Annotated in this window: 18 protein-coding genes and 1 pseudogene; 16 read left to right on the forward strand and 3 right to left on the reverse strand. The window is 75.6% G+C overall.

Annotated features, from left to right (window positions below):
• Positions 1–11 precede the first annotated feature (11 nt).
• Positions 12–362, forward strand: a complete 351-nt coding sequence (locus tag IEY75_RS00390) for a hypothetical protein (RefSeq protein ID WP_229789242.1) — start codon at positions 12–14, stop codon at positions 360–362.
• 129 nt (positions 363–491) lie between these two features.
• On the forward strand, positions 492–2,150 hold the full coding sequence (locus IEY75_RS00395; RefSeq protein WP_189112124.1) for a hypothetical protein: 1,659 nt from the start codon (positions 492–494) through the stop codon (positions 2,148–2,150).
• Between the two features lie 24 nt (positions 2,151–2,174).
• Here IEY75_RS00395 and IEY75_RS00400 read toward each other — a convergent pair whose 3' ends face one another.
• Positions 2,175–3,320 carry an NADH-quinone oxidoreductase subunit D gene (locus IEY75_RS00400; protein ID WP_189112125.1) on the reverse strand — a complete coding sequence of 382 codons (1,146 nt, stop codon included), beginning with the start codon at positions 3,318–3,320 and terminating at the stop codon, positions 2,175–2,177.
• A 42-nt stretch (positions 3,321–3,362) separates the two neighbouring features.
• Positions 3,363–4,307 (reverse strand): SAM-dependent methyltransferase, encoded by a 945-nt coding sequence (locus IEY75_RS00405; RefSeq protein ID WP_189112570.1) that lies wholly within the window; start codon positions 4,305–4,307, stop codon positions 3,363–3,365.
• A 92-nt stretch (positions 4,308–4,399) separates the two neighbouring features.
• Here IEY75_RS00405 and IEY75_RS00410 point away from each other — a divergent pair, with 92 nt between their 5' ends.
• From IEY75_RS00410 to IEY75_RS00455, 11 genes and pseudogenes are all read left to right on the forward strand, one after another.
• Entirely contained in the window at positions 4,400–4,960 is a 561-nt protein-coding gene (locus IEY75_RS00410) for a GNAT family N-acetyltransferase (protein WP_189112126.1), read from the forward strand.
• A 96-nt stretch (positions 4,961–5,056) separates the two neighbouring features.
• Entirely contained in the window at positions 5,057–6,268 is a 1,212-nt protein-coding gene (locus IEY75_RS00415) for a Rossmann-like and DUF2520 domain-containing protein (RefSeq protein ID WP_189112127.1), read from the forward strand.
• Entirely contained in the window at positions 6,265–7,110 is an 846-nt protein-coding gene (gene panC / locus IEY75_RS00420) for a pantoate--beta-alanine ligase (protein ID WP_189112128.1), read from the forward strand. The genes IEY75_RS00415 and panC overlap by 4 nt, the downstream gene beginning before the upstream one ends.
• A 13-nt stretch (positions 7,111–7,123) precedes the next feature.
• On the forward strand, positions 7,124–7,549 hold the full coding sequence (gene panD, locus IEY75_RS00425; protein WP_189112129.1) for an aspartate 1-decarboxylase: 426 nt from the start codon (positions 7,124–7,126) through the stop codon (positions 7,547–7,549).
• Between the two features lie 28 nt (positions 7,550–7,577).
• A complete protein-coding gene (locus IEY75_RS00430; RefSeq protein ID WP_189112130.1) occupies positions 7,578–8,486 on the forward strand; it encodes a septum formation family protein in 909 nt (302 codons plus the stop codon).
• A 50-nt stretch (positions 8,487–8,536) separates the two neighbouring features.
• Positions 8,537–10,178: pseudogene (locus IEY75_RS20660) on the forward strand (L-aspartate oxidase); the annotation flags it as partial.
• 146 nt (positions 10,179–10,324) lie between these two features.
• On the forward strand, positions 10,325–11,209 hold the full coding sequence (gene nadC / locus IEY75_RS20665) for a carboxylating nicotinate-nucleotide diphosphorylase (RefSeq protein ID WP_229789288.1): 885 nt from the start codon (positions 10,325–10,327) through the stop codon (positions 11,207–11,209).
• Positions 11,210–11,974 (forward strand): type III pantothenate kinase, encoded by a 765-nt coding sequence (locus IEY75_RS00440; protein ID WP_189112132.1) that lies wholly within the window; start codon positions 11,210–11,212, stop codon positions 11,972–11,974. It abuts the gene before it with no gap.
• 153 nt (positions 11,975–12,127) lie between these two features.
• Positions 12,128–13,585: a lysine--tRNA ligase gene (gene lysS / locus IEY75_RS00445; protein ID WP_189112571.1), complete on the forward strand. Its 1,458-nt coding sequence runs from the start codon at positions 12,128–12,130 to the stop codon at positions 13,583–13,585.
• A gap of 386 nt (positions 13,586–13,971) precedes the next feature.
• Positions 13,972–14,322 carry a histone-like nucleoid-structuring protein Lsr2 gene (locus IEY75_RS00450; RefSeq protein ID WP_189112133.1) on the forward strand — a complete coding sequence of 117 codons (351 nt, stop codon included), beginning with the start codon at positions 13,972–13,974 and terminating at the stop codon, positions 14,320–14,322.
• Between the two features lie 492 nt (positions 14,323–14,814).
• Complete coding sequence (locus IEY75_RS00455; RefSeq protein WP_229789244.1) at positions 14,815–17,382, forward strand: ATP-dependent Clp protease ATP-binding subunit; 2,568 nt, start codon at positions 14,815–14,817, stop codon at positions 17,380–17,382.
• Between the two features lie 71 nt (positions 17,383–17,453).
• Here IEY75_RS00455 and IEY75_RS00460 read toward each other — a convergent pair whose 3' ends face one another.
• Positions 17,454–18,323: an HhH-GPD family protein gene (locus IEY75_RS00460; protein ID WP_189112134.1), complete on the reverse strand. Its 870-nt coding sequence runs from the start codon at positions 18,321–18,323 to the stop codon at positions 17,454–17,456.
• Positions 18,324–18,468: 145 nt separating this feature from the next.
• Between IEY75_RS00460 and IEY75_RS00465 the strand changes: the two genes are divergently transcribed.
• From IEY75_RS00465 to IEY75_RS00475, 3 genes are all read left to right on the forward strand, one after another.
• A complete protein-coding gene (locus IEY75_RS00465; RefSeq protein WP_189112135.1) occupies positions 18,469–19,230 on the forward strand; it encodes a hypothetical protein in 762 nt (253 codons plus the stop codon).
• 216 nt (positions 19,231–19,446) lie between these two features.
• Entirely contained in the window at positions 19,447–20,979 is a 1,533-nt protein-coding gene (locus tag IEY75_RS00470) for a glycosyltransferase family 4 protein (protein WP_189112136.1), read from the forward strand.
• A gap of 11 nt (positions 20,980–20,990) precedes the next feature.
• Positions 20,991–22,556 carry a glycosyltransferase family 2 protein gene (locus tag IEY75_RS00475; RefSeq protein WP_189112572.1) on the forward strand — a complete coding sequence of 522 codons (1,566 nt, stop codon included), beginning with the start codon at positions 20,991–20,993 and terminating at the stop codon, positions 22,554–22,556.
• Position 22,557: the final 1 nt, after the last annotated feature.

Genomic DNA, 22,557 nt, shown 5'->3' on the forward strand with positions numbered 1-22,557 from the left:
AGGCTGGCGGCATGACCGGAGCAGACGGCAAGGCGCCAGACGGTAAGGCGCCAGACGGCAAGGCGCACCCCGCCGGGGCCGACCTCGCGGCGCTGGAGGCGCTGTCGACGGAGGAGCTGCGCCAGCGGGCGTTCGCCCGCGGCCGCGCGCGCCACGACCTCACGTTCTTCTGGTCCGTGATCCGGCACCTCCCGCACGCCAGCGCCGCCGAGGGGCTGGACGGCTCGCTCGGCGCGTACCCGGCCTCGGTCGACGACGCGGTCGCGCTCTGGCGCGAGTTCACCGGCCACGACTACGGCGACCGCGAGCCCCTGCTGCGCGCCGCCTTCGTCGACTACCTGCGCGGTGGCGATCCGGGCTGACCTGCGCCGTTGCGCTGTCGGCCAGCCGGGGGCCGGTTCACGCCGGCCGGTCCGGGACCGCGCGCCGACCGTGCCGGAACGGTACCGGCGCATTCCCAACCGGGCCGGGGCGTCCGTAGCGTCGTGGCCATGCCCAGCGTCGACTTCTCAGCCACGCGCGGCGGCGCCAGGTCCTCCCTGTTCTGGGCCGGCGTCGCGACCGCCCCGGTCGCCGCGCTCCTGATCCTCTTCTCGGACGGCGACGGCGCCATCCGCCTCGCCGCCGTCCTGGCCGTCCTCGCCGTGGTCCTCATCGGCCTGTCGAGCATCGCGCGCGGCGGCCCGTCGACGCAGGAGCAGGTCGAGGAGGCCATCTTCGACGAGAGCGACGCGCTGCGCGAGGACCTGCGCGAGGACATCAAGACGGCGGTCCGCGCGGTGCACAAGGCGCTAGTCGAGCGGCACCACGGCGCGGTCGAGGACGTAGCCGAGCTGCGCGCCCAGGTGCAGCGGCTGGAGAGCGACTGGGCGCAGGCGCTGCCCGCCGAGGCCGTGGAGCCCCCGGTCGAGCCCCGGCAGATCGAGGCCCGGCCGGTACCGTCCCGGCCGGCCGGGAGCAGGCCGGCGGCGTCGGCTGACGGGTACCCCGCCCACCCGGTGATCGAGCACCGCGACGGGGACTGGCAGTACGCCGCGCCGCCCCGCGAGCCCGAGGACAGCGACTGGACCCGCCCCGCCCCGGCCCGCGCCGCCGCGCCGCACCCGCGCGCCGCCGCGGCGGACCGGCCCCGGCAGCCGGCCGCGCCGCGCGCCGCCCACTGGTCGGTGGACGCGCCGACGGGCTGGGACGAGATTCCCGCCTACGACGGCCGCACCCAGATCCTCCCCGCGTCGGGGGACGCCGACACCGCCCGTCCGGAGCGAGCCGCGTACGGGGAGGCCCGGCGCGGCGGGTCCGAGCCGCGCCAGGCGGCCCTGCCGCCGACGGGCTGGTACGCGCCCGGCCACCCGGTCGACCCGCGCCTGGCCGCCGCGCCCACCCCGCACGAGACCGCCCGGCCTGACCCGGCCCGGCACGGGACCGCCCAGGCTGAGACTGCCCGGCACGGGACCGTCCCGGCTGGAGCGGTGGGGCACGGGACTGTCTACGACGCCGCCTGGCACGAGTCGGCCGGGCGCGGGGACGCACGGCACGCCGCCGATCGGCAGGGGGCGGCCCGGCACGCGTCGCCCGGCCGGGAGGTCGCGCGGCGGGACGAAGACGGGTCCGCCCCGTCCCGCCGGAGCGGGGCCGAGAGCGACGGTGCCCGACCCGTCGACGCCGGTCCCGCGGGCGGGCGGTACGACGTGCCGCTGTCGCGGTACGCCGAGGTCGACCGCAACACCGAGTGGTCCCGGTACCCCGACACCGCCCGCTTCGGCGACGGCTCCCGCTACCGCGACGGGTCCCGCTACGGCGCGGAGTCCCCGCGCGCCGACTTCCGCCAGCCCGACCCGCAGCGGTTCGCCGACGCGGCCCGCCACGCCGACGCCGATGCCGGCAGGTACACCGCGCCGGTCCGGCCCGACGCCGACCGGTACCCCGACGCCCCGCGGCAGGACGATCCGCGGCGGGACGAGCGGCGGCCGGGCGACCCGTGGCAGGGCGACCCGCGGCACGGCGACCCGCGGCACGACGGCGTGCGGGACGACGACCCGCGCCAGCCGTACCGGTTCGCCGAGGAGGCCCGCCACGCCGCCGAGCGCGGCTACCCGGAGGGGCCCCGCGGCCACACCGTCCGGGTGTACCGCGCCGACGACATCTGGTGACCCGCCGCCGCGGGCCGGCGGCGCCTACTTGTCGATGTCGCCCACGACGAAGAACATCGAGCCGAGGATCGCGATCAGGTCGGGGACGAGGCAGCCCGGGATGAGCGTCGCCAGCGCCTGCACGTTGGCGTAGGACGCGGTCCGCAGCTTCAGCCGGTACGGCGTCTTCTCCCCGCGGGAGACCAGGTAGTAGCCGTTGACGCCGAGCGGGTTCTCGGTCCAGGCGTAGGTGTGGCCCTCGGGGGCCTTGACGACCTTCGGTAGGCGGACGTTCACCGGCCCCGGGGTCCGGTCGACCCGGTCCAGGCAGGTCTGCGCCAGGTCGAGCGAGGCGTACACCTGGTCGAGCAGGACCTCGAAGCGCGCGTGGCAGTCGCCGGCCGCCCGGGTCACGACGGGGACGTCCAGCGACCCGTACGCCAGGTACGGCTCGTCGCGGCGCAGGTCGATATCCAGGCCCGACGCCCGCGCCACCGGCCCGGAGGCGCCGTAGGCCGCGGCCGTGGCCGCCGGCAGCACGCCGACGCCGACCGTGCGGGCCAGGAAGATCTCGTTGCGCCGGATCAGCCGGTCCAGGTCGGGCAGCCGGCGGCGGACCAGGTCGATCGCGGCCCGCGCCCGGCCGGTCCAGCCGGCGGGCACCTCCTCCTTGAGCCCGCCGACGCGGTTGAACATGTAGTGCATCCGCCCGCCGCAGGCCTCCTCCATCACCTCCTGGAGGGTCTCGCGCTCGCGGAAGGCGTAGAAGACCGGAGTGATCGCGCCGATCTCCAGCGGGTACGAGCCGAGGAACATCAGGTGGTTGAGCACGCGGTTCAGCTCGGCCAGGGCGGTGCGCAGCCAGGTGGCCCGCTCGGGCACCTCGATGCCCATCAGCCGCTCGACGGCCAGCGCGACCCCGAGTTCGTTGCTGAACGCGCTGAGCCAGTCGTGCCGGTTGGCCAGCACCAGGATCTGCCGGTAGTCGCGGACCTCGAACAGCTTCTCCGCCCCGCGGTGCATGTACCCGACGATCGGCTCGCAGGAGGTGACCCGCTCACCGTCGACGGTCAGCCGCAGCCGCAGGACGCCGTGGGTGGACGGGTGCTGCGGCCCGATGTTGAGCACCATGTCCGCGGCCGCGACGCCGCCCTGCGTACCCACCACCATCTCCCGCTCCACGGGCGCCATCCTCCCACCCGCCGCGGCGCCGGGCCGACCCGCGCGCCGCGGTCAGCGGGTCTCCGGTCCGCCGAGCAGGCCGCGCAGCGCGCCGGGCGGCAGGCCGCGGGGGTGCAGCAGGACGTGGTGGGCGCCGAGGGAGGCGGGGGAGAGCAGCTCTGCGGCCTCGCCGGCCGCGGCGAGCCCGGCCAGGTACGCGGCCGGGTCGCGGCCGGCCAGTTCCAGCGGCGGGCGGGCGGCGTCGACGCCCAGCGCGCGCAGCGCCGCGCGCTGGGAGACCAGGTGGTACGGCCGCCCGGCCGCCTCCGCCGCCGCGTCGACGGCGACGTGCGCCGTGAGGTCGCAGGTGCCGTCGGGCACCGGCGGCACCTGCCGCCCCCGGCGGTACCCGGTGAGTGTGCCGCCGGCCGGCCGGTCGGCCCGGGTGTGTCCGTAGTCGACGGTCAGCGCCGCGCCGCGGGCCACCGCGGCGACGGCCGCCGCCCACGCCTCGTCGCGGGGCCGCCCGATCTCCACCACCGGCGCGGGGCCCGGCCACCAGCGGGCGCACCACCGCGCGTCCGCCGCGCCCAGCCGGCCGCCGTCGCCGCCGGCCACGGTGCGGTAGCGGCCGCCGCGGGCCAGGTCCAGGGGTACGTTGTCCAGCCACTCGGTGGCCAGCAGGAGGCCGGTGAGGTCCGCGGGCACGGTGTCCCGCCAGGCGACGCCGGGCGGCAGGCCGGCCGGCCGGGGCGCCAGCTCGACGGCGACCGGGCGCACCCGGCGGCGCAGTCCGGCGGGCAGGCGGTCCAGCAGGGCGGCGAGCAGCTCGCCCCGGCCGGCGCCGACGTCCACCAGGTCGAACCGGGCCGGCGCGGCCAGCGCCCCGTCCACCGCCTCGGCCACCCGGGCCAGGGCCGCGGCGAACAGCGGGGACGCGTGCGCGCTGGTGCGGAAGTGGTCGGCGGGCGCGCCGCGGACGAAGAAGCCGGCCGGGCCGTACAGCGCGTCGGCCATCGCCGCCCGCCACCCGCGTGTGTCCACCTGCCGCCCCCTCGCCCGCGCCGCCACGGTACCGGCCGGTGCCGCGCCCGCAGTATCGTCGGCCCATGGTGATGGTCACGACGCTGCGGACGCCGCGGCTGGTCGTACGGCCGTACGGGGCCGCGGACCGGGCGCACGTGCTGGACATCCAGTCCCGGGAGGACGTGACGCGGTACCTGCCCTTCGGCCCCCGGGACGAGGCGGAGGCGGCGGCGCAGTGGGAGCGCAAGGTGCGCCAGGGCCACCAGTTCGCCGACGAGGGCGACGCGCTGGAGCTGGCCGTCACGCTGCCCGAGGGCACCTACCTCGGCGAGGTGCTGCTGTTCTACCGCAGCCGCGAGCACCGCGGCGCCGAGCTGGGGTACATGTTCCTGCCCGAGCACGGCGGGCGCGGGTACGCCACCGAGGCCGCGGCGGCGCTGCTGGACCTGGCGTTCGGGGAGGCGGGGATCCACCGGGTGTACGCCCGGATGTACGGCGGAAACGCCCCCTCCGCGCGGGTGCTGGAGCGGCTGGGGATGCGGCGCGAGGCCCACCTGGTGGCCAACGAGCGGCACCGGGGCGAGTGGAGCGACGAGGTGATCTACGCGATCCTCGCGGAGGAATGGGCCGCAAAACGCCCGTAACGCCGCTGGGGATATTGGTCACAGCGGGGGTGGGATCCGATCGGGGCGGGCGCATACTGGCGCTGACCGGTACCCCTGCGAGGACTGGATCACGACATGAGCGCACCGCTCCGCCTGCCCCGCGTCCGGGCCGCCCGGCTCCGCCCCGCGGCGCCCGCCCCGACCCGGATCGGCGTCATCGGCGCCGGCCGCGCCGGCCGCGCCCTCGCCGCCGCGCTGACCGCCGCGGGCCACGAGATCGTCGCCGTCGCCAGCCGCACCCCGGCCGCCGCCCACCGCCTCGCCGCCGACCTGGCCGTGCCGCGGCCCGCCGCCGATCCGGCTGTGCCCCGGCCTGCCGCCGACCTGGCCGCGGCGCACCCTGACTCCGCCGGCCGGGCCGCGGCGCCGCCCGCGCCCGCCGTCCTGGCGCCCGCGCCCGCCGTCCTGGCGCCCGCGCCCGCCGTCCTGGCGCCCGCGGCCGTCGCCGCGCGCGCGGTCGACCTGCTGGTGCTGGCCGTCCCCGACGGCGCGCTCGCCGACGTGGTCGCGCTGGTCGCCCCCGCGGTCCGGCCCGGACAGGTCGTGGCCCACCTGTCCGGCGCCCACGGCACCGCCGTGCTGGCCCCGGTCCTCGCCCGGGGGGCCGACGCGCTGGCGCTGCACCCGGCGATGACCCTCACCGGCGACCCCGCCGACGCGGGGCGGCTCCGGGCCGGCGTGACCTTCGGCGTCACCGCCTCCGCCGGTGCCGCCGCGCTCGCCGCGCGCCTCGTCGACGACCTGGGCGGCCGGATCGAGTGGATCGCCGAGGCCGACCGGGTGCGGTACCACGCGGCGCTCGCCCACGGCGCCAACCACCTGGTCACCCTCGTCAACGACGCCGTCGAGCTGGCCCGCCGGGCCGGCGTCGCCGATCCGGCGACGCTGCTGGCCCCGCTGCTGCGGGCGGCGCTGGACAACGTCCTGGCCCACGGCGACGCCGCGCTGACCGGCCCCGTCGCCCGCGGCGACGCCGCGACCGTCCGGGCGCACCTGGCCGACCTGGACCGCACGGCACCGGCGCTCGCCCCGGCGTACCGCGCCCTGGCCCGCCGGACCGCCGACCGCACCGCCGCCGACCGCGACCCGGCGGCCGCCGCCGCCCTGCGCGCCGCCCTCGCCGACCCGCCCCCGACCCCCGCAGCGCCGGGGGCCTCCGCAGCCACCGCCACCCCCGCACCCCCTGCGACTCCACCGGCCGCCGCGCAAGCCGTGACCGCGCCGGCCGCGGGGGCCGTGACCGAGCCCGCCTCCGCGGCGCCCGTGAACTCCGGGGGCGACCGGTGACCCGGCTCGCGCACCGCCGCGCCGACCTGGCCGCCGCCCGCGCCGCCCTGCCGGGCACCGTGGCGGTGGTGATGACCATGGGCGCCCTGCACGAGGGCCACGCCGCCCTCCTGCGGGCCGCCCGGGCCGGGGCCGACCACGTGGTGGCGACGGTGTTCGTCAACCCGCTCCAGTTCGGCCCCGGCGAGGACTTCGACCGGTACCCGCGCACCCTCGACGCCGACGTCGCCATCTGCGCCCGGGAGGGCGCGGACCTGGTCTTCGCCCCGAACGCGGCCGAGCTGTACCCGGCCGGCCGGCCCGCCACCGCCGTCACCGCCGGCCCGCCCGGCGACGTGCTGGAGGGCGCCAGCCGGCCCGGTTTCTTCACCGGGGTGCTGACCGTGGTCTGCAAACTGCTCCAGCTCACCCGGCCGCACCGGGCGCTGTTCGGGGAGAAGGACTACCAGCAGCTCACCGTCATCCGGCGGATGGTCGCCGACCTGGACCTGCCGGTGAAGGTCGTCGGCGTGCCGACGGTCCGGGAGCCCGACGGGCTCGCGCTGTCCAGCCGCAACCGGTACCTCGGCGCCGAGGACCGCCGGGCCGCCCGCTGCCTGTCCGGCGCCCTGCGCGCGGGCATCGATGCCGGGGCCGCGGGCGGCGGCGGCGACGGGGTGCTCGCCGCGGCCCGCGCCGTGCTCGACGCGACCCCGGCCGCGGCCCTGGACTACCTGGCGCTCACCGACCCGGACCTGGGTCCGGCGCCGCCGGCCGGACCGGCCAGACTGCTCGTCGCCGCCCGCGTCGGCGGCACCCGGCTGATCGACAACGTCCCCCTCGACCTGGCTCCGCGCCGCTGACGGGAGAACCACCATGCTCCGCACCATGCTCAAGTCCAAGATCCACCGGGCGACCGTCACCCAGGCGGACCTGCACTACGTCGGCTCGGTCACCATCGACGAGGACCTCATGGACGCCGCCGACCTGCTCGCCGGCGAGCAGGTGGCGATCGTCGACGTCACCAACGGCGCCCGGCTGGAGACGTACGTGATCCCCGGCGTCCGCGGCAGCGGCGTCATCGGGATCAACGGCGCCGCCGCCCACCTGGTGCACCCCGGCGACCTGGTGATCATGATCTCGTACGCCCAGTTCGACGACGCCGCCGCGCGCGCCTACCGGCCCGCGGTGGTCCACGTCGACGCCGACAACCGGATCCTGGAACTCGGCGCCGACCCGGCCGGCGCCGCTCCCGGGATGCCCGGGAACCTGCGCCGCGGCGACCTGGCGGCTACCGTCTGAGGTGAGGCCCGGCGGGGGAAGGGGAGCGATGCGCGTCGGACGGCTGCGCGGCGGCGGTGCCGCCGTGGCGCTCCTGCTCGCGCTCGCCGGCTGCGGCAGCGGCCTCCCGGCCGGCGTGGACGGCACGCTCGTCGACGACTGGCCGGCGCTGCCGACGCTGACCACGTTCACGCCCAAGGCCGGCACCTGCCACGCCAGCTTCGCCGACTCCGGCCCGCGCGACTCGTACGCGCCGGTGCCCTGCACCCGCCCGCACCGCACCGAGACCGTGCAGGTCGGCACCTTCACCGGCGACGCCGCCGGCACCGCCGCCCCGCCGACCCGCTCCTCGCCCGCCCACGCCGCCGCGTACGCCGTCTGCGACCAGGCCGCCCGCGCGTACCTGGGCCGGGACTTCCGGTACGGGCGGCTGTGGCTGGGCGTCACCGTGCCGTCCAGCCCGGCCTGGGCCGGCGGCGCCCGCTGGTACCGCTGCGAGCTGGGCCAGGTCGCCAACGTCGAGGACTTCGGCGAGCTGGTCGACCGCAGCGAGTCCCTGGAGGGCGCCCTGGAGTCGCCCTCGCCGCTGGACCTGACCTGCTACCAGGTCACCGCGACGGCGGCCGGCGCGATCAGCCGGATGGCGCCGATGGGCTGTACGGCGAAGCACAACAGCGAGTTCGTCGGCGTCTTCGCCGCCCCCGCCAGCCTGGCCTACCCGAAGTCCGGCGACGACTGGGAGAAGCTGCACACCCGCTGCCGGGCCGTCGTGGCCGCGTACGCCAAGGTGCCCAACGACGCCAACCTGCGGTACCGCACCGGCACCGTGGCCGTGCCGAACACCGAGGACGACTGGACCTCCGGCAACCGGGGCGTGCGCTGCTACCTGTACGTCAACGCCGGCAGCTTCACGCGGTCGCTGCGCGGCGTCGGCGTCAAGGGCCTCCCCGAGCGCTGATGCCCGACCCGCCGTACCGGCCGCCCGGCGCGCCCGGGTTGAATGGGCGGATGAGGCCGTCCCTGCCCGTCCTGCCCGTCCGCCTGGCCGCCCCCGCGCCGGGCTGGTCCGAGACGACCGACGTGGTCGTGGTGGGCTCGGGGATCGCCGGGCTGACCGCCGCCCTGCACCTGCGCGAGGCCGGCCTGCACGTGACGGTCGTCACCAAGGTGAACATCGACGACGGGTCGACCCGCTGGGCGCAGGGGGGCATCGCCGCGGTGCTGGACCCGCGCGACACGCCGGCCGCGCACGCCGCCGACACCCTCGTCGCCGGGGTCGGGCTCTGCGACCCGGCCGCGGTGCGGGTGCTGGTCGAGGAGGGGCCCGAGCGGGTCCGCGAGCTGATGCGCTGGGGGGCCCGGTTCGACCGGCACCCGGACGGCTCGCTCATGCTCACCCGCGAGGGCGGCCACCACGCCGACCGGATCGTGCACGCCGGGGGCGACGCCACCGGCGCGGAGATCCAGTGGGCGCTGCACGAGGCGGTCCGGCGGGACCCGTGGATCCGGCTGGTCGAGCACGCCCTCGTCCTGGACCTGCTGCGCGCCGACGACGGCCGGGCGTGCGGCATCACCCTGCACGTGCTGGGGGAGGGCACCGAGGACGGGGTGGGGGCGGTCCTGGCCCGCGCCGTCGTCCTGGCCACCGGCGGGATGGGCCAGGTGTTCGCGGCGACCACCAACCCGACCGTGTCGACCGGCGACGGCGTCGCGCTCGCGCTGCGCGCGGGGGCGGCCGTCGCGGACATCGAGTTCGTCCAGTTCCACCCGACGGCGCTGGCCGTCGGGCGCGGCGCCGGGGACACCGGCGCCGCGCCGGAGCCCGGCGCGCCCGCCGCCGTCGTGGCCCAGCAGGCGCTCGTCTCCGAGGCCCTGCGCGGCGAGGGCGCGCACCTGGTGGACGGGGCCGGGCGGCGGTTCATGGTGGGCCAGCACGAACTGGCCGAGCTGGCCCCCCGGGACGTGGTGGCCAAGGGCATCCACCGCGCGCTGCTCGCCGCGGGCACCGCGCACGTGTACCTCGACGCCCGGCACCTGGGCGGCGCCTACCTGCGCGGCCGGTTCCCCACGATCGTCGCCTCCTGCCTGGCCGCCGGGGTCGACCCGGCGCACGACCTGATCCCGGTCACGCCCGCCGCGCACTACGCCTCCGGCGGCGTCGTCACCGACCTCACCGGCCGGACCTCGATCGCGGGCCTGTACGCCTGCGGGGAGGTCGCCTGCACCGGCGTGCACGGGGCCAACCGGCTGGCGTCCAACTCGCTGCTGGAGGGGCTCGTGTTCGCCCGCCGCATCGCGCAGGACATCGCCCGCGGCCTGCCGGCGCGGGCGGAGCCGGTACCGGTGCCGGCCGACACGCCGGCCTGGGCGGTCGCCGCCGAGGGCCGCGGCGATCTCCAGCGGGCCATGACCCGCGGCGCCGGGGTCCTGCGCTCGGCCGACACCCTGGCCGCGACCGCGCGGGTGCTGGCCGGGCTGGCCGCCGACACCGCCGCGCCCCGGACGGCGACCTGGGAGATGGCCAACCTGGTCACCGTCGCGTCTCTGCTGGTCGACGCGGCCGCCGCCCGGCAGGAGACCCGCGGCTGCCACTGGCGCGAGGACTTCCCCGAGGCCGACGACCGGTGGCGCGGGCACCTCGTGGCCGACCTCGACGGCACCGGTACCCACCGCACCCGGTGGCGGCCGCTGCCGCCGGCCGAGCCCGGGGCGGAGGCGGCCGCCGCGCCGCCCGCCGACCCCGCCGCGGGGGCGGCCGCCGACCGTCCGGCCGAGGGCGCCGCGCCCGGCGGCCCGCTGCGCCCGGCGACGGCCGCCGCGCTGGCCGCGGCCGGGCTGGACCCGGCGCAGGTCGCCCGGGTGGTCGCCGCCGCGCTCGACGAGGACCTGGGCGTGCCGTGGCGCGACGTGACCAGCGAGTCGACGATCCCGGCCGACCAGCGGGACGCGGCCGAGGTCGTGGCGCGCGCCCCCGGCGTGGTGGCCGGGCTCGCCGTGGCCGCCGCGGTGTTCGAGGCGGTCTCGCCCGAGGTGGCCGTCGCGCTGCACGCGGCCGACGGCGCCGAGGTCGCCCGCGGCGACATCCTGGCGACGGTGACCGGCCCCACCCGCGCGCTGCTGGGCGCCGAGCGCAGCGCGCTGAACCTGCTGTGCCGGATCTCCGGCGTCGCCACCCACACCCGCCGCTGGGCGCGGGCGCTGGCCGGTACGAAGGCGCAGGTGCTGGACACCCGCAAGACCACGCCCGGCCTGCGCGCGCTGGAGAAGTACGCGGTCCGGGCCGGCGGCGGGACCAACAAGCGGCTGGGGCTGTACGACGTCGCCATGGTCAAGGACAACCACAAGCTGGCCGCGGGCGGCGTCGGCGAGGCGTACCGCCGGGTCCGGGCCACGTTCCCCGAGGTGCCGGTACAGGTCGAGGTCACCAGCGTCGCCGAGGCGGTGGAGGCGGTCGAGGCCGGCGCCGACTTCCTGCTCGTGGACAACCTGCCGCCGGAGCGCCTGCGCGAGGTGGTCGCCGCCGTCGGCGACCGCGCCGAGCTGGAGGCGACCGGCGGCCTGGTGCTGGAGACCGCCCGGGCGTACGCGGAGACCGGCGTCGACTACCTGTCCGTCGGCGGGCTCACCCACTCGTCGCCGATCCTGGACATCGCGTTGGACCTGCGCCCCCGAGGAGTCTGAGTGCTGCTCTGCATCGACATCGGCAACACCAACACCGTGCTCGCCACGTTCGACGGCGAGCGCCTGGTGCACTCGTGGCGGGTCAAGACCGACCCCGACGCCACGCCCGACGAGCTGAGCCTGCTGTACCGGGGGCTGCTCGCCAGCGACGCCGTGGAGATCACCGGTGTCTCCGCCTGCTCGACGGTCCCCTCGGCGCTGCGGGCGCTGCGCCGGATGTTCGACCGCTACTACCCGGACGTGCCGACGCTCGTGGTCGAGCCCGGCGTGCGGACCGGCGTCAAGCTGATGATCGACAACCCGAAGGAGGTGGGCACCGACCGCGTCGTCAACACCCTGGCCGCCCACCAGCTCTTCGGCGGGCCCTCGATCGTGGTGGACATCGGCACGACCAACACCTTCGACGTCGTGAGCGCCCGCGGGGAGTTCCTCGGCGGCGCGTTCAGCCCCGGCATCCAGATCTCGTTCGACGCGCTGGCCTCCCGCGCGGCCCAGCTTCGCAAGGTCGAGCCGGCCGCGCCCGGGTCGGTCATCGGCAAGAACACCGTCGAGTGCCTCCAGGCCGGCATGTACTACGGGTACGCCGGCCTGGTCGACCGCATCGTCGAGCGGATGGCCGCCGAGCTGGGCGAACTGCGCGCGGTCATCGCCACGGGCGGCCTCGCGCCGGTCGTGCTGGACGAGTGCCGCACCCTCACCCACCACGAGCCGAACATCACGCTGATCGGCCTGCGCATGGTGTACGAGCGCAACCACCCGGCCTGACGCTCCGATGTGGCCGGGCCGCCGGCAAGCCCGCCCCCGGTCTCCGGCGAACCGGTGGGTACGCTCGGAGGTCCGTCGACGCCGAGTGTGCGAGGAACGAACGTGAGTGAGCAGGTGCAGCACCCGGCCGCCGATGACGACCTGCCGGAGCAGATGCGGGTCCGGCGCGCCAAGCGGGAGCAGCTCCTCGCCGACGGCGTGGACCCGTACCCGGTGGCCGTCGCTCGGACGGCCGAGCTGGCCGAGGTCCGGCGGCGGTACGCCGACCTGGCGACCGACACCGCCAGCGGCGACACCGTCTCCGTCGCCGGCCGGGTCATCTTCGTCCGCAATACCGGCAAGCTGTGCTTTGCCACGCTGCGGGCGGGCGACGGTGCCGAACTCCAGGCGATGCTCTCCCTGGACCGGCTCGGCGCCGACGCGCTGGCGGCCTGGAAGAAGCTGGTCGACCTGGGCGACCTCGTCGCCGTCACCGGCGAGGTGATCTCCAGTCGGCGCGGTGAGCTGTCGGTGCTGGCCGACCGTTGGGAGATGGCGGCCAAGGCGCTGCGCCCGCTGCCGGTGGCGCACCGGCCGCTGGGCGAGGAGGCGCGGGTCCGGCAGCGGTACGTCGACCTGATCGTGCGCCCGGCCGCCCGGGAGATCGTCCGCGCCCGCGCGGCCGTGACCCGCACGCTGCGCGAGGTCCTGCACACGCGTGATTTCGTCGAGGTCGAGACGCCGATGCTGCAAACGCTGCACGGCGGCGCCGCAGCCCGGCCATTTGTCACGCACAGCAATGCGCTCGACACGGATCTTTATCTGCGGATCGCCCCGGAGCTATTCCTCAAGCGGTGCGTCGTGGGCGGCCTGGAGCGCGTTTTTGAGATCAACCGAAACTTCCGCAACGAGGGCGTGGACTCCACGCATTCGCCGGAGTTCGCGATGCTGGAGGCGTACGAGGCGTACGGCGATTACCACACGATGGCGACCCTCACGCGGACGTTGGTGCAGGCAGCGGCCTATGCGTTGAACGGATCTCACGTCGTCGTCCACGCCGACGGCACCGAGTACGACCTCGGCGGCCAGTGGGCCGAGACGACGCTGTACGGGTCCCTCTCGGCCGCCCTCGGCGAGGAGGTCACGGTGGCGACGCCGATGGCCGAGCTGGCGCGGTACGCCGCCCGGCACGAATTGGCCGTCGATCCGAAGTGGGGTCCGGGCAAGCTCGCCGAGGAGCTGTTCGAACTCCTCGTGACGCCGACGCTGCACGCGCCGACGTTCGTCCGGGACTACCCGGCCGAGACGAGTCCGCTCACCCGCGCCCACCGGTCGGTTCCCGGGGTCACCGAGAAGTGGGACCTGTACGTCCTCGGCGGGATGGAACTGGCCACCGCCTACTCCGAGCTGGTTGATCCGGTGGAGCAGCGGGAACGGTTCCAGCAGCAGGCCGGGCTGGCGGCCCGGGGCGACGACGAGGCCATGCGGCTGGACGAGGACTTCCTGCGGGCCATGGAGTACGGAATGCCGCCCGCCGGCGGGATGGGAATGGGAATCGACCGGCTGTTGATGGCACTGACCGGGCTCGGTATTCGGGAAACCATCCTGTTCCCCCTGGTGCGGGCGGAGTAGGCCACTGCGAGTGGTCACCTGAACTATGTAGCCGACGCCATTGACGGACGCGCCGGCTTTTAGGATATTGTGCAGGCATCACGCGCTCGACGATCGGGATTGCCGACTGTGCTTCGCGGGGAACAGTGCTTCGTGGCGCCTGCGCTTCGCGGCCGCTGCACCCCCGGTTTGGGACAGGCGGTATTGCGGCGGGGCGCGGCGAATCGCGTGAGCGCGGTCCGGGACGATCGGCGCGGTGGGCGTACCTGCTCCACCGTGATCGATTTTTCACGCACGTGGTTCACCGAGAACGTCCGCCGGCACGGAAAAATGTGTCGGGAATTACCTAGCGCGCTGAGCGCCGGGAGCCTAGTGCACCCGCATGGTCCCTGGGAAAGGTAGCCGTAGTGGCAAAGCAGATCATTCACAAGCTCGTCGACGACCTGGACGGCGGCGACGCCGACGAGACGGTCAAGTTCGCGCTCGACGGCGTGCAGTACGAGATCGACCTCTCGAAGCAGAACGCCGCCAAGATGCGGGACGCCCTGGCGAACTACATCGCCAACGGCACCCGCATCGGCCGCGGCGGCGTCGTCGTCGGCGGCCGCGCGGCCCGGGGTCGGGCGGTGCCGCCGTCGGACCGCGAGCAGAACAAGGCCATTCGTGCGTGGGCCAAGAAGGAAGGCAAGGACATCTCCGACCGGGGCCGGATCCCCGCGGAGATCGTCGAGGAGTACAACGCGAAGGCCGGCCGCTAGCAGCCGCCAGACCGTGTGTCCGCGGGCGGCCCGGCGCTTCGGCGCGGGGCCGCCCGCGGCGTGTCCGCCCGGCGCGCCCGGCGGGGCGGCGGCGCCCGTCGTCCACAGCCCTGTGGACAACAGGCTGCGGTGCCGGTGCCGCACGGGGTAATTTCGCTGTGCGCGTACAGCCGCGCCGCTGGGAAGCCGCGGCGCGGGCGCGCGGTTAGGGAAAACGTCCGATCCGAGGTCCGGCAACGGCGCCGGATCCGCAGGTAGCGCGTTCGTGTGGCCGGCGCCGTCGGCCAACGGCGATAGAGTGAACGAGCACAGCGCCGACGTCACCAGCGGACGCGGCACCCGCCGGGGAAGGCGGGGCGGCCGGGGGTCACCCGGCCGGTCCCGTATCCCGGGGGCGCCGGGTACGGAGTCGGCGCGGACCGCGCCGAGAGGTTCGGTGTGAGCAGCGCCGAAGCACGCGGCGTTCGGCACGGCACGTGAGGAGCACGAGGGATGTTCGAGCGGTTCACCGACCGAGCGCGGCGCGTTGTCGTCCTGGCCCAGGAAGAGGCCCGGATGCTCAACCACAACTACATCGGCACGGAGCACATCCTGCTCGGGCTGATCCACGAGGGCGAGGGTGTGGCCGCCAAGGCCCTGGAGAGCCTCGGCATCTCGCTGGAGGGCGTCCGCCAGCAGGTCGAGGAGATCATCGGCCAGGGCCAGCAGGCGCCGAGCGGGCACATCCCGTTCACCCCGCGGGCCAAGAAGGTGCTGGAGCTGTCCCTGCGGGAGGCCCTCCAGCTCGGCCACAACTACATCGGCACGGAGCACATCCTGCTCGGGCTGATCCGCGAGGGCGAGGGTGTGGCCGCCCAGGTGCTGGTCAAGCTCGGCGCCGACCTCAACCGGGTCCGCCAGCAGGTCATCCAGCTCCTGTCCGGCTACCAGGGCGGCAAGGAGCCGGCCGCGGCCGGCGCGGCCACCGGCGAGGCCGGGGCGCCCTCGACGAGCCTCGTGCTCGACCAGTTCGGTCGCAACCTCACCCAGTCGGCCCGCGAGGGCAAGCTGGACCCGGTCATCGGCCGGGAGAAGGAGATCGAGCGGGTCATGCAGGTGCTGTCCCGCCGCACCAAGAACAACCCCGTGCTGATCGGCGAGCCCGGCGTCGGCAAGACGACCGTCGTGGAGGGTCTCGCCCAGAAGATCATCAAGGGCGAGGTGCCGGAGACGCTCAAGGACAAGCAGCTCTACACCCTCGACCTGGGCGCGCTGGTCGCCGGGTCGCGGTACCGGGGCGACTTCGAGGAGCGGCTGAAGAAGGTCCTCAAGGAGATCCGTACGCGCGGCGACATCATCCTGTTCATCGACGAGATCCACACCCTCGTCGGGGCGGGCGCCGCCGAGGGCGCGATCGATGCCGCCAGCATCCTCAAGCCGATGCTGGCCCGCGGCGAGCTCCAGACGATCGGCGCGACCACGCTGGACGAGTACCGCAAGTACGTCGAGAAGGACGCCGCGCTGGAGCGCCGCTTCCAGCCGATCAACGTGCCCGAGCCGTCCGTGGCCCACACGATCGAGATGCTCAAGGGCCTGCGCGACCGGTACGAGGCGCACCACCGGATCACCATCACCGACGCGGCGCTGGTCGCGGCGGCGAACCTGGCCGACCGGTACATCTCCGACCGGTTCCTGCCGGACAAGGCGATCGACCTCATCGACGAGGCCGGCGCCCGGATGCGGATCCGCCGGATGACCGCGCCGCCGGACCTGCGCGACTTCGACGAGAAGATCGCCAACGTCCGCCGGGAGAAGGAGTCCGCGATCGACGCGCAGGACTTCGAGAAGGCCGCGCAGCTCCGCGACGACGAGAAGCAGCTACTGGGCCAGAAGACGCAGCGCGAGAAGGAGTGGAAGGCCGGCGACCTCGACGTCGTCAGCGAGGTCGACGACGAGCAGATCGCCGAGGTCCTGGCGAACTGGACCGGCATCCCGGTCTACAAGCTGACCGAGGAGGAGACCGCCCGCCTCCTGCGCATGGAGGACGAGCTGCACAAGCGGATCGTCGGCCAGTCCGACGCCGTCAAGGCGGTCTCGAAGGCCATCCGCCGCACCCGGGCCGGCCTCAAGGACCCGAAGCGCCCGTCGGGCTCGTTCATCTTCGCCGGCCCCTCGGGCGTCGGTAAGACCGAGCTGACCAAGGCGCTGGCGGAGTTCCTGTTCGGCTCCGAGGAGGCGCTGATCCAGCTCGACATGTCGGAGTTCCACGACCGGTACACGGTGTCCCGGCTCGTGGGCGCGCCTCCCGGGTACGTGGGCTACGACGAGGGCGGACAGCTCACGGAGAAGGTCCGGCGGCGCCCGTTCTCGGTCATCCTGTTCGACGAGATCGAGAAGGCCCACCCGGACGTCTTCAACACGCTGCTGCAGATCCTGGAGGACGGCCGCCTGACCGACGGCCAGGGCCGGATCGTGGACTTCAAGAACACGGTCATCGTCCTGACGACCAACCTGGGCACCCGCGACGTCGCCAAGGCGGTGTCGCTGGGCTTCCAGCAGTCCGAGGCGTCCGAGGCCAGCTACGAGCGGATGAAGACCAAGGTCACCGACGAGCTGAAGCAGCACTTCCGCCCCGAGTTCCTCAACCGGATCGACGACACGATCGTCTTCCCGCAGCTCGGCCAGGACGAGATCCTCCAGATCGTGGACATCATGATCGCCCGGATCGAGACCCAGCTCAAGAACAAGGACATGGGCCTGGAGCTGACCGCGAGCGCCAAGAAGTACCTGGCGGTGAAGGGCTTCGACCCGGTGCTGGGCGCCCGGCCGCTGCGCCGGACGATCCAGCGCGACCTGGAGGACACGCTCTCGGAGCGGATCCTGTTCAACGAACTGCGCCCCGGCCAGATCGTCATCGTGGACTGCGAGGGCGACCCGGAGCAGGTGGAGAAGGCCAAGCTGGTCTTCCGCGGCGCCGAGAAGACGGCGCCGGTCCCGGAGACCGTGCCCGAGAACCTGGCCACCGACGCGGCCGCGGCCGGCGGCGGCGGTGGCACGCCCCCGATCGAGGAGGCGTCCTGACGCCGTAGCACCGCGACGCAGGAGTGCGATGCCGCGACGGGCGGCCAGGCGGGAGACCGCCCGGCCGCCCGTCACTGTGGCAGGGCGTAGGTGTCCGGGAGCGGGGTCGTGACCAGGCCGTCGGCGAGCAGGCTGGCCAGCGCCCGGTCGCGCTGGACCGGGTCGGACCACACGGCGTCCAGTCGGCCGCGCGGCACCGGGCCGGCGGACTCGCGCAGGACCGCGAGCAGCAGGCCGCGCACCTGCCGGTCGGTGCCGGCGTACGCCTGGGGGCGCCGGGTCGGTCCGGTCGGCAGCGGGCGTCCCGCCGCCGCCCAGGCGCAGCGCCCCCGGACCGGGCAGGCGGGGCAGTCGGGGCCGCGGGCGGTGCACACGACGGCGCCGAGCTCCATGAACGCCGCGCTCACCCGGGCCGCCCGCGCCGGCTCCGCGGGCAGCAGCGCCTCGGTCGCCGCCAGGTCGGCGCGGGTGGTCGCCGGGCCGCCGTCGGCGGCGCCGCCGACACACCGGGCGACGAACCGGCGGACGTTGGTGTCGACGACGGGGTGCCGCCGGCCGTAGGCGAACGCCGCGACCGCCCGCGCGGTGTAGGTGCCCACGCCGGGCAGGGCGAGCAGGGTGTCCAGGTCGGCCGGCACCACCCCGCCGTGCTCGCGGGTGACGGCCACCGCGCACGCGTGCAGCCGCATCGCCCGGCGCGGGTACCCCAGCCGGCCCCAGGCCCGGATCGCGTCGGCGACGGGCGCGGCGGCGAGCGCCGCGGGCGTCGGCCAGCGCGCCAGCCACTCGCGCCAGGCGGGCAGGACCCGGCGGACCGGGGTCTGCTGGAGCATGACCTCGCTGACCAGGACGCCCCAGCCGGTCACCCCGGGCGCGCGCCAGGGCAGGTCCCGGGCGTGCCGGTCGAACCAGTGCAGGGCCTCGTCGGCGACCGTCGGCATCGGTGGATCCTCTCACCGCGCCGGACCGCCCGCGCGGGCGCTGCCCGGGGTGCCGGGGAGGGACCGCCCGGGGTGCCGGGGAGGACCGCCCGGCCGGCGCGTCGGACCGGTGGGCGTGGCGTCGCGCGGTTACGGTGGGGGCATCATGCGCTTGACCGTGGGTCCGCTGCCCTCCGCCATCTACTGGCGGCGGCGCGTCGTCGTGCTCGTCGGGCTGCTGGCCCTGGCGTTCGTGCCGTACGCGGCGTGCGCGGTCCTGGGCGACGACGGCCCGCCGACCCGGCAGGCCGGCGGCGCCGCCTCGCCGGAGGCGCCCGGCGCGGGCGGCGACCTCGGCCCGGGCGACGCGCCCGCGGACTCCCCGGAGCCCGGCCCGACCTCCGGCGGCAGCTCCGGCACCACCGGCAGCTCGGGCACGACGGGCAGCTCCGGGCCGGCCGCCCAGCCGACACCCGCCGTGGCCCAGGTGCCGGGGGGCGCGCCCGCGGCCCCCGGGCTGCGCGCGCCGGCCTGCGCCGACAGCGACCTGAGCGTCCAGCCGGTGCCCGCGCGGCAGGTCGCCGGCGGCGGCGCGCCGCTGGCGATCCGGCTGGTGGTACAGAACGCGGCGACGGCGATGTGCGCGCGCGACGTCGGCGCCGACGCGCAGGAGCTGCGGATCGTCCGGGGCGCGGAGACGCTGTGGTCCTCGGACCACTGCGTGGTGTCGCGCCCGCTGCCCGACGTGCGCAGCCTGCACCCGGGCGAGCGGCTGGAGTACATGGTGACCTGGAACGGCCGGTCCAGTACGCAGGGCGCCAAGTGCGCGGGCGGGATGCCGGTCGGGGCGATGCCGGCGGGCACCTACGAGGTGATCGCCCGCGTCGGTACCAAGCTCAGCGCCCCGGTCACCCTCCGCGTGAGCTGACGCGCCGGGCCGCGTACCGGCCGCCCGCGCCGCTCCGCGGTCCCGCAGTGATCCACTTCACGGGGCCGGAGCCGCCGCCCGCGGCGGCGCCGACGCCGATCCGGGTGCGTATCAACGCTGTCGTAGACTCGCCGGGGTCGAGTGCGAACGACCGCGCGGGAAGGCGGCATCGGACCCATGGAGCACCACGAACCAGCCCGGCGCGGACGAGTGGTCATGCTGGTGGACAACGGGGTCCTCGGCGACTCCCGGGTGCAGAAGACGGCCCGGTCCGCGGCCGAGCGGGGCTGGGAGGTCTTCCTGCTGGGGCGCGCGCTCAACGGCCCCGCGCAGGAGTGGAAGCTCGGCGGGGCGACGGTCCGGCTGCTGCCGATGGAGCCCGTCATGGCGCGGCGCCGGCACGAGTTCCGGCGGGCCTGGCTGCGGTACCCGCTCGCCTACCCGCCCAACGGCATCGCCCAGTACCGCGCCGCCAGCCTCGCGGCCTGGAACGCCGACCTGACGGTGAAGGCCGCGCAGCTCGACATCGCCGCGCGCGAGGGCACGCCGCCGGCCGCCCTCGCCGCGGCCCGGCGCCGCCTGCGGGCCGCGCGGCTGGCCTGGCGGGTCCAGCGCAAGTGGGTCTGGCTGCGCACCGGGATGCTGAACCGGGCGCGGTCCCGGCGCAAGCTGCGCAACCCGTGGGACCGCGCGTACACCATGTTCTGGCAGCGGATGCTCAAGGACGGCGCGTGGCGCCGGCTGGAGCCGGGCCTGTGGGACTACGAGCGGGCGTTCGCCGCGACGGTGGACAAACTGGACCCGGACCTGATCCACGCGAACGACTTCCGCACGATCGGCATCGCGGCCCGCGCCAAGATCCGCGCCAGGGCCCGCGGCCGGGACATCAAGATCGTCTGGGACGCCCACGAGTTCCTGCCCGGGGTCAAGCCCTGGCAGGACAACGGGCGGTGGCAGCTCGGCAACATGGCCACCGAGCGGGAGTACGCGCCGTACGCCGACGCCGTGATGACGGTCTCGCCGACCCTGGCCGAGATGCTCCGGGAGGCCCACGACCTCCCGGAGCTGCCCGCGGTCGTGCTCAACGCCCCGGCCCCGGAGCACGGCCCGGCCGACGGCGGCCCGGTACCGGACCTGCGCGCCGACTGCGGCCTGGCCGCCGACACCCCGCTGCTGGTGTACAGCGGCGGCGGCGCGGTCCAGCGCGGCCTCGACACCATGGTCGAGGCGCTGCCGTCGCTGCCCGGCGTGCACACGGCGCTGGTGGTGCCCCACCCGCTGCGCGGCTACGTCAAGGGCCTGATCAAGCGGGCCGAGGAGCTGGGCGCCGGGGACCGGCTGCACGTCCTGCCGTACGTGGCGCACTGGCACGTGGTGCCCTACCTGGCCGGCGCCGACGTGGGCGTCATCCCGATCCACCACTGGCCCAACCACGAGATCGCGCTGATCACCAAGTTCTTCGAGTACTCGCAGGGCCGGCTGCCGCTGGTGGTCAGCGACGTGAAGACGATGGCCGGTACGGTCGAGGCCACCGGCCAGGGCGAGGTGTTCCGCGCCGAGGACACCTCCGACTACGTGCGCGCGGTGAAGTCGGTGCTGGCCGACCCGCAGCGGTACCGGGCCGCGTACGACACCCCGGGCCTGCTGGAGGCGTGGACGTGGCGCGCGCAGGTGGACGTGCTCGACGACCTGTACCGGCGGCTCGTCCCCGACGGCGGCGCGGACCGGACAGGCGAGGTCGCGTCTTGACCGACGAGGGGGTGCCGCGGCCCGAGGTGACGGTCGTGGTGGCGGTGTACAACACGATGCCGTACCTGACCCGCTGCCTGGAGTCGCTGGTCACGCAGAGCATCGGCCGGGACAAGCTGGAGGTCGTCGCGGTCGACGACGGCTCCACCGACGGCAGCGGGGCGGAGCTGGAGCGGTACGCGGCCCGGTACCCGGGCCTGTTCACGGTGATCCACCAGGCCAACTCCGGCGGGCCGGCGGAGCCGAGCAACCGGGCGCTGGACGTGGCCACCGGCCGGTACGTCTTCTTCGTCGGCGCCGACGACTACCTGGGGCCGCAGGCGCTGCGCCGGCTGGTGCAGATGGCCGACCGCAGCGGCGCGGACGTGACCCTCGGCCGGGTCGTGGGCGTCAACGGCCGGTACGTGGACCAGCAAATCTTCAGCCAGAACGCCGACGACGTGGACCTGTACGACTCGGCGCTGCCCTGGTCGCTGGCCAACACCAAGCTGTTCCGCCGGGCGCTGATCGACCGGTACAAGCTGCGCTTCCCGACCGACATGGCGATGCTCAGCGACCAGCCGTTCACGCTGGAGGCGCTGGTGCGGGCGGAGCGGGTCGCCGTCGTGGCCGACTACGCCTGCTACTACGCCGTGCGCCGGCTGGACTTCAGCAACATCACCTTCACCCCGCGCCGCCCGGACACGCTGCTGGGCTGCGTGGCGCGGCTGATGGACTTCGTTGCCGAGCTGATCCCGGCCGGGCCGCGGCGGGACGCGGTGCTGCTGCGGCACTTCCGCTGGGAGGTCGCCAAGCTGGTCGGCCGGGACTTCGTTGCGCTGGACCGCGCCGCCCGGGAGCGGATCCAGGCCGAGGTCCGCCGGCTCGCCGACGACTACCTCACCCCGGGCCTGGCCGAGCGGCTGTTCGTGGCCGAGCGGGTGCGGATCGCCTACGCCCAGCGGGCGACGCTGGACCAGCTCACCGACTTCCTGCGCACCCAGCAGGAGGAGGCCGACCCGCCGCTGGTCAGCGACGGCGGGCGCCAGTTCGTGGCCTACCCCGGGTTCCGCGACCCCCGGCTCGGCCTGCCCGACGAGGTCTTCGCGCTGAGTCCGGCGATGGCCGCCGACTGGCTGGCCCGGCTGGACACCGTCGGCCTGACCTGGGTCGGCGGGAGCGGCGGGCGGCTCACGGTACACGCGCACAGCACCCGCCGGGAGCTGGCCTACCTGCCCTCCGGCGCGCTGCGGATGGCCGCCGGGGACGCCGCGGCCGCGGTCCGGGTCGAGGCGGACGAGGCCGGCACCCGGGTCCGGGGCACCTTCCGTTTTGCGGACTTTTTTGATGAATCGACCCACCTCGGCGCGGTGCGAGTCGTTGAGGCTAGCGTCACCGCGGACGGCCGCACGGGCACGGCCGGCCTGCGCGCCCCCCGCGGCATGGGCACCCGGCGGGTCGTGCACCGCCGGGGCGCCCGCCTGTACGTCGTCACGCTCACCGCCAACCACCACGGCCGCTTGGTCGTCGCGATCGCGCCGGTCACGCCCGGCCGGGTGGTCCGCCGGCTGCTCAGCCGGTCCCGAGGAGGAAAGTAAC

This window comes from Pilimelia terevasa (assembly GCF_014647915.1).
In the GTDB taxonomy this organism is placed as follows: domain Bacteria; phylum Actinomycetota; class Actinomycetes; order Mycobacteriales; family Micromonosporaceae; genus Pilimelia; species Pilimelia terevasa.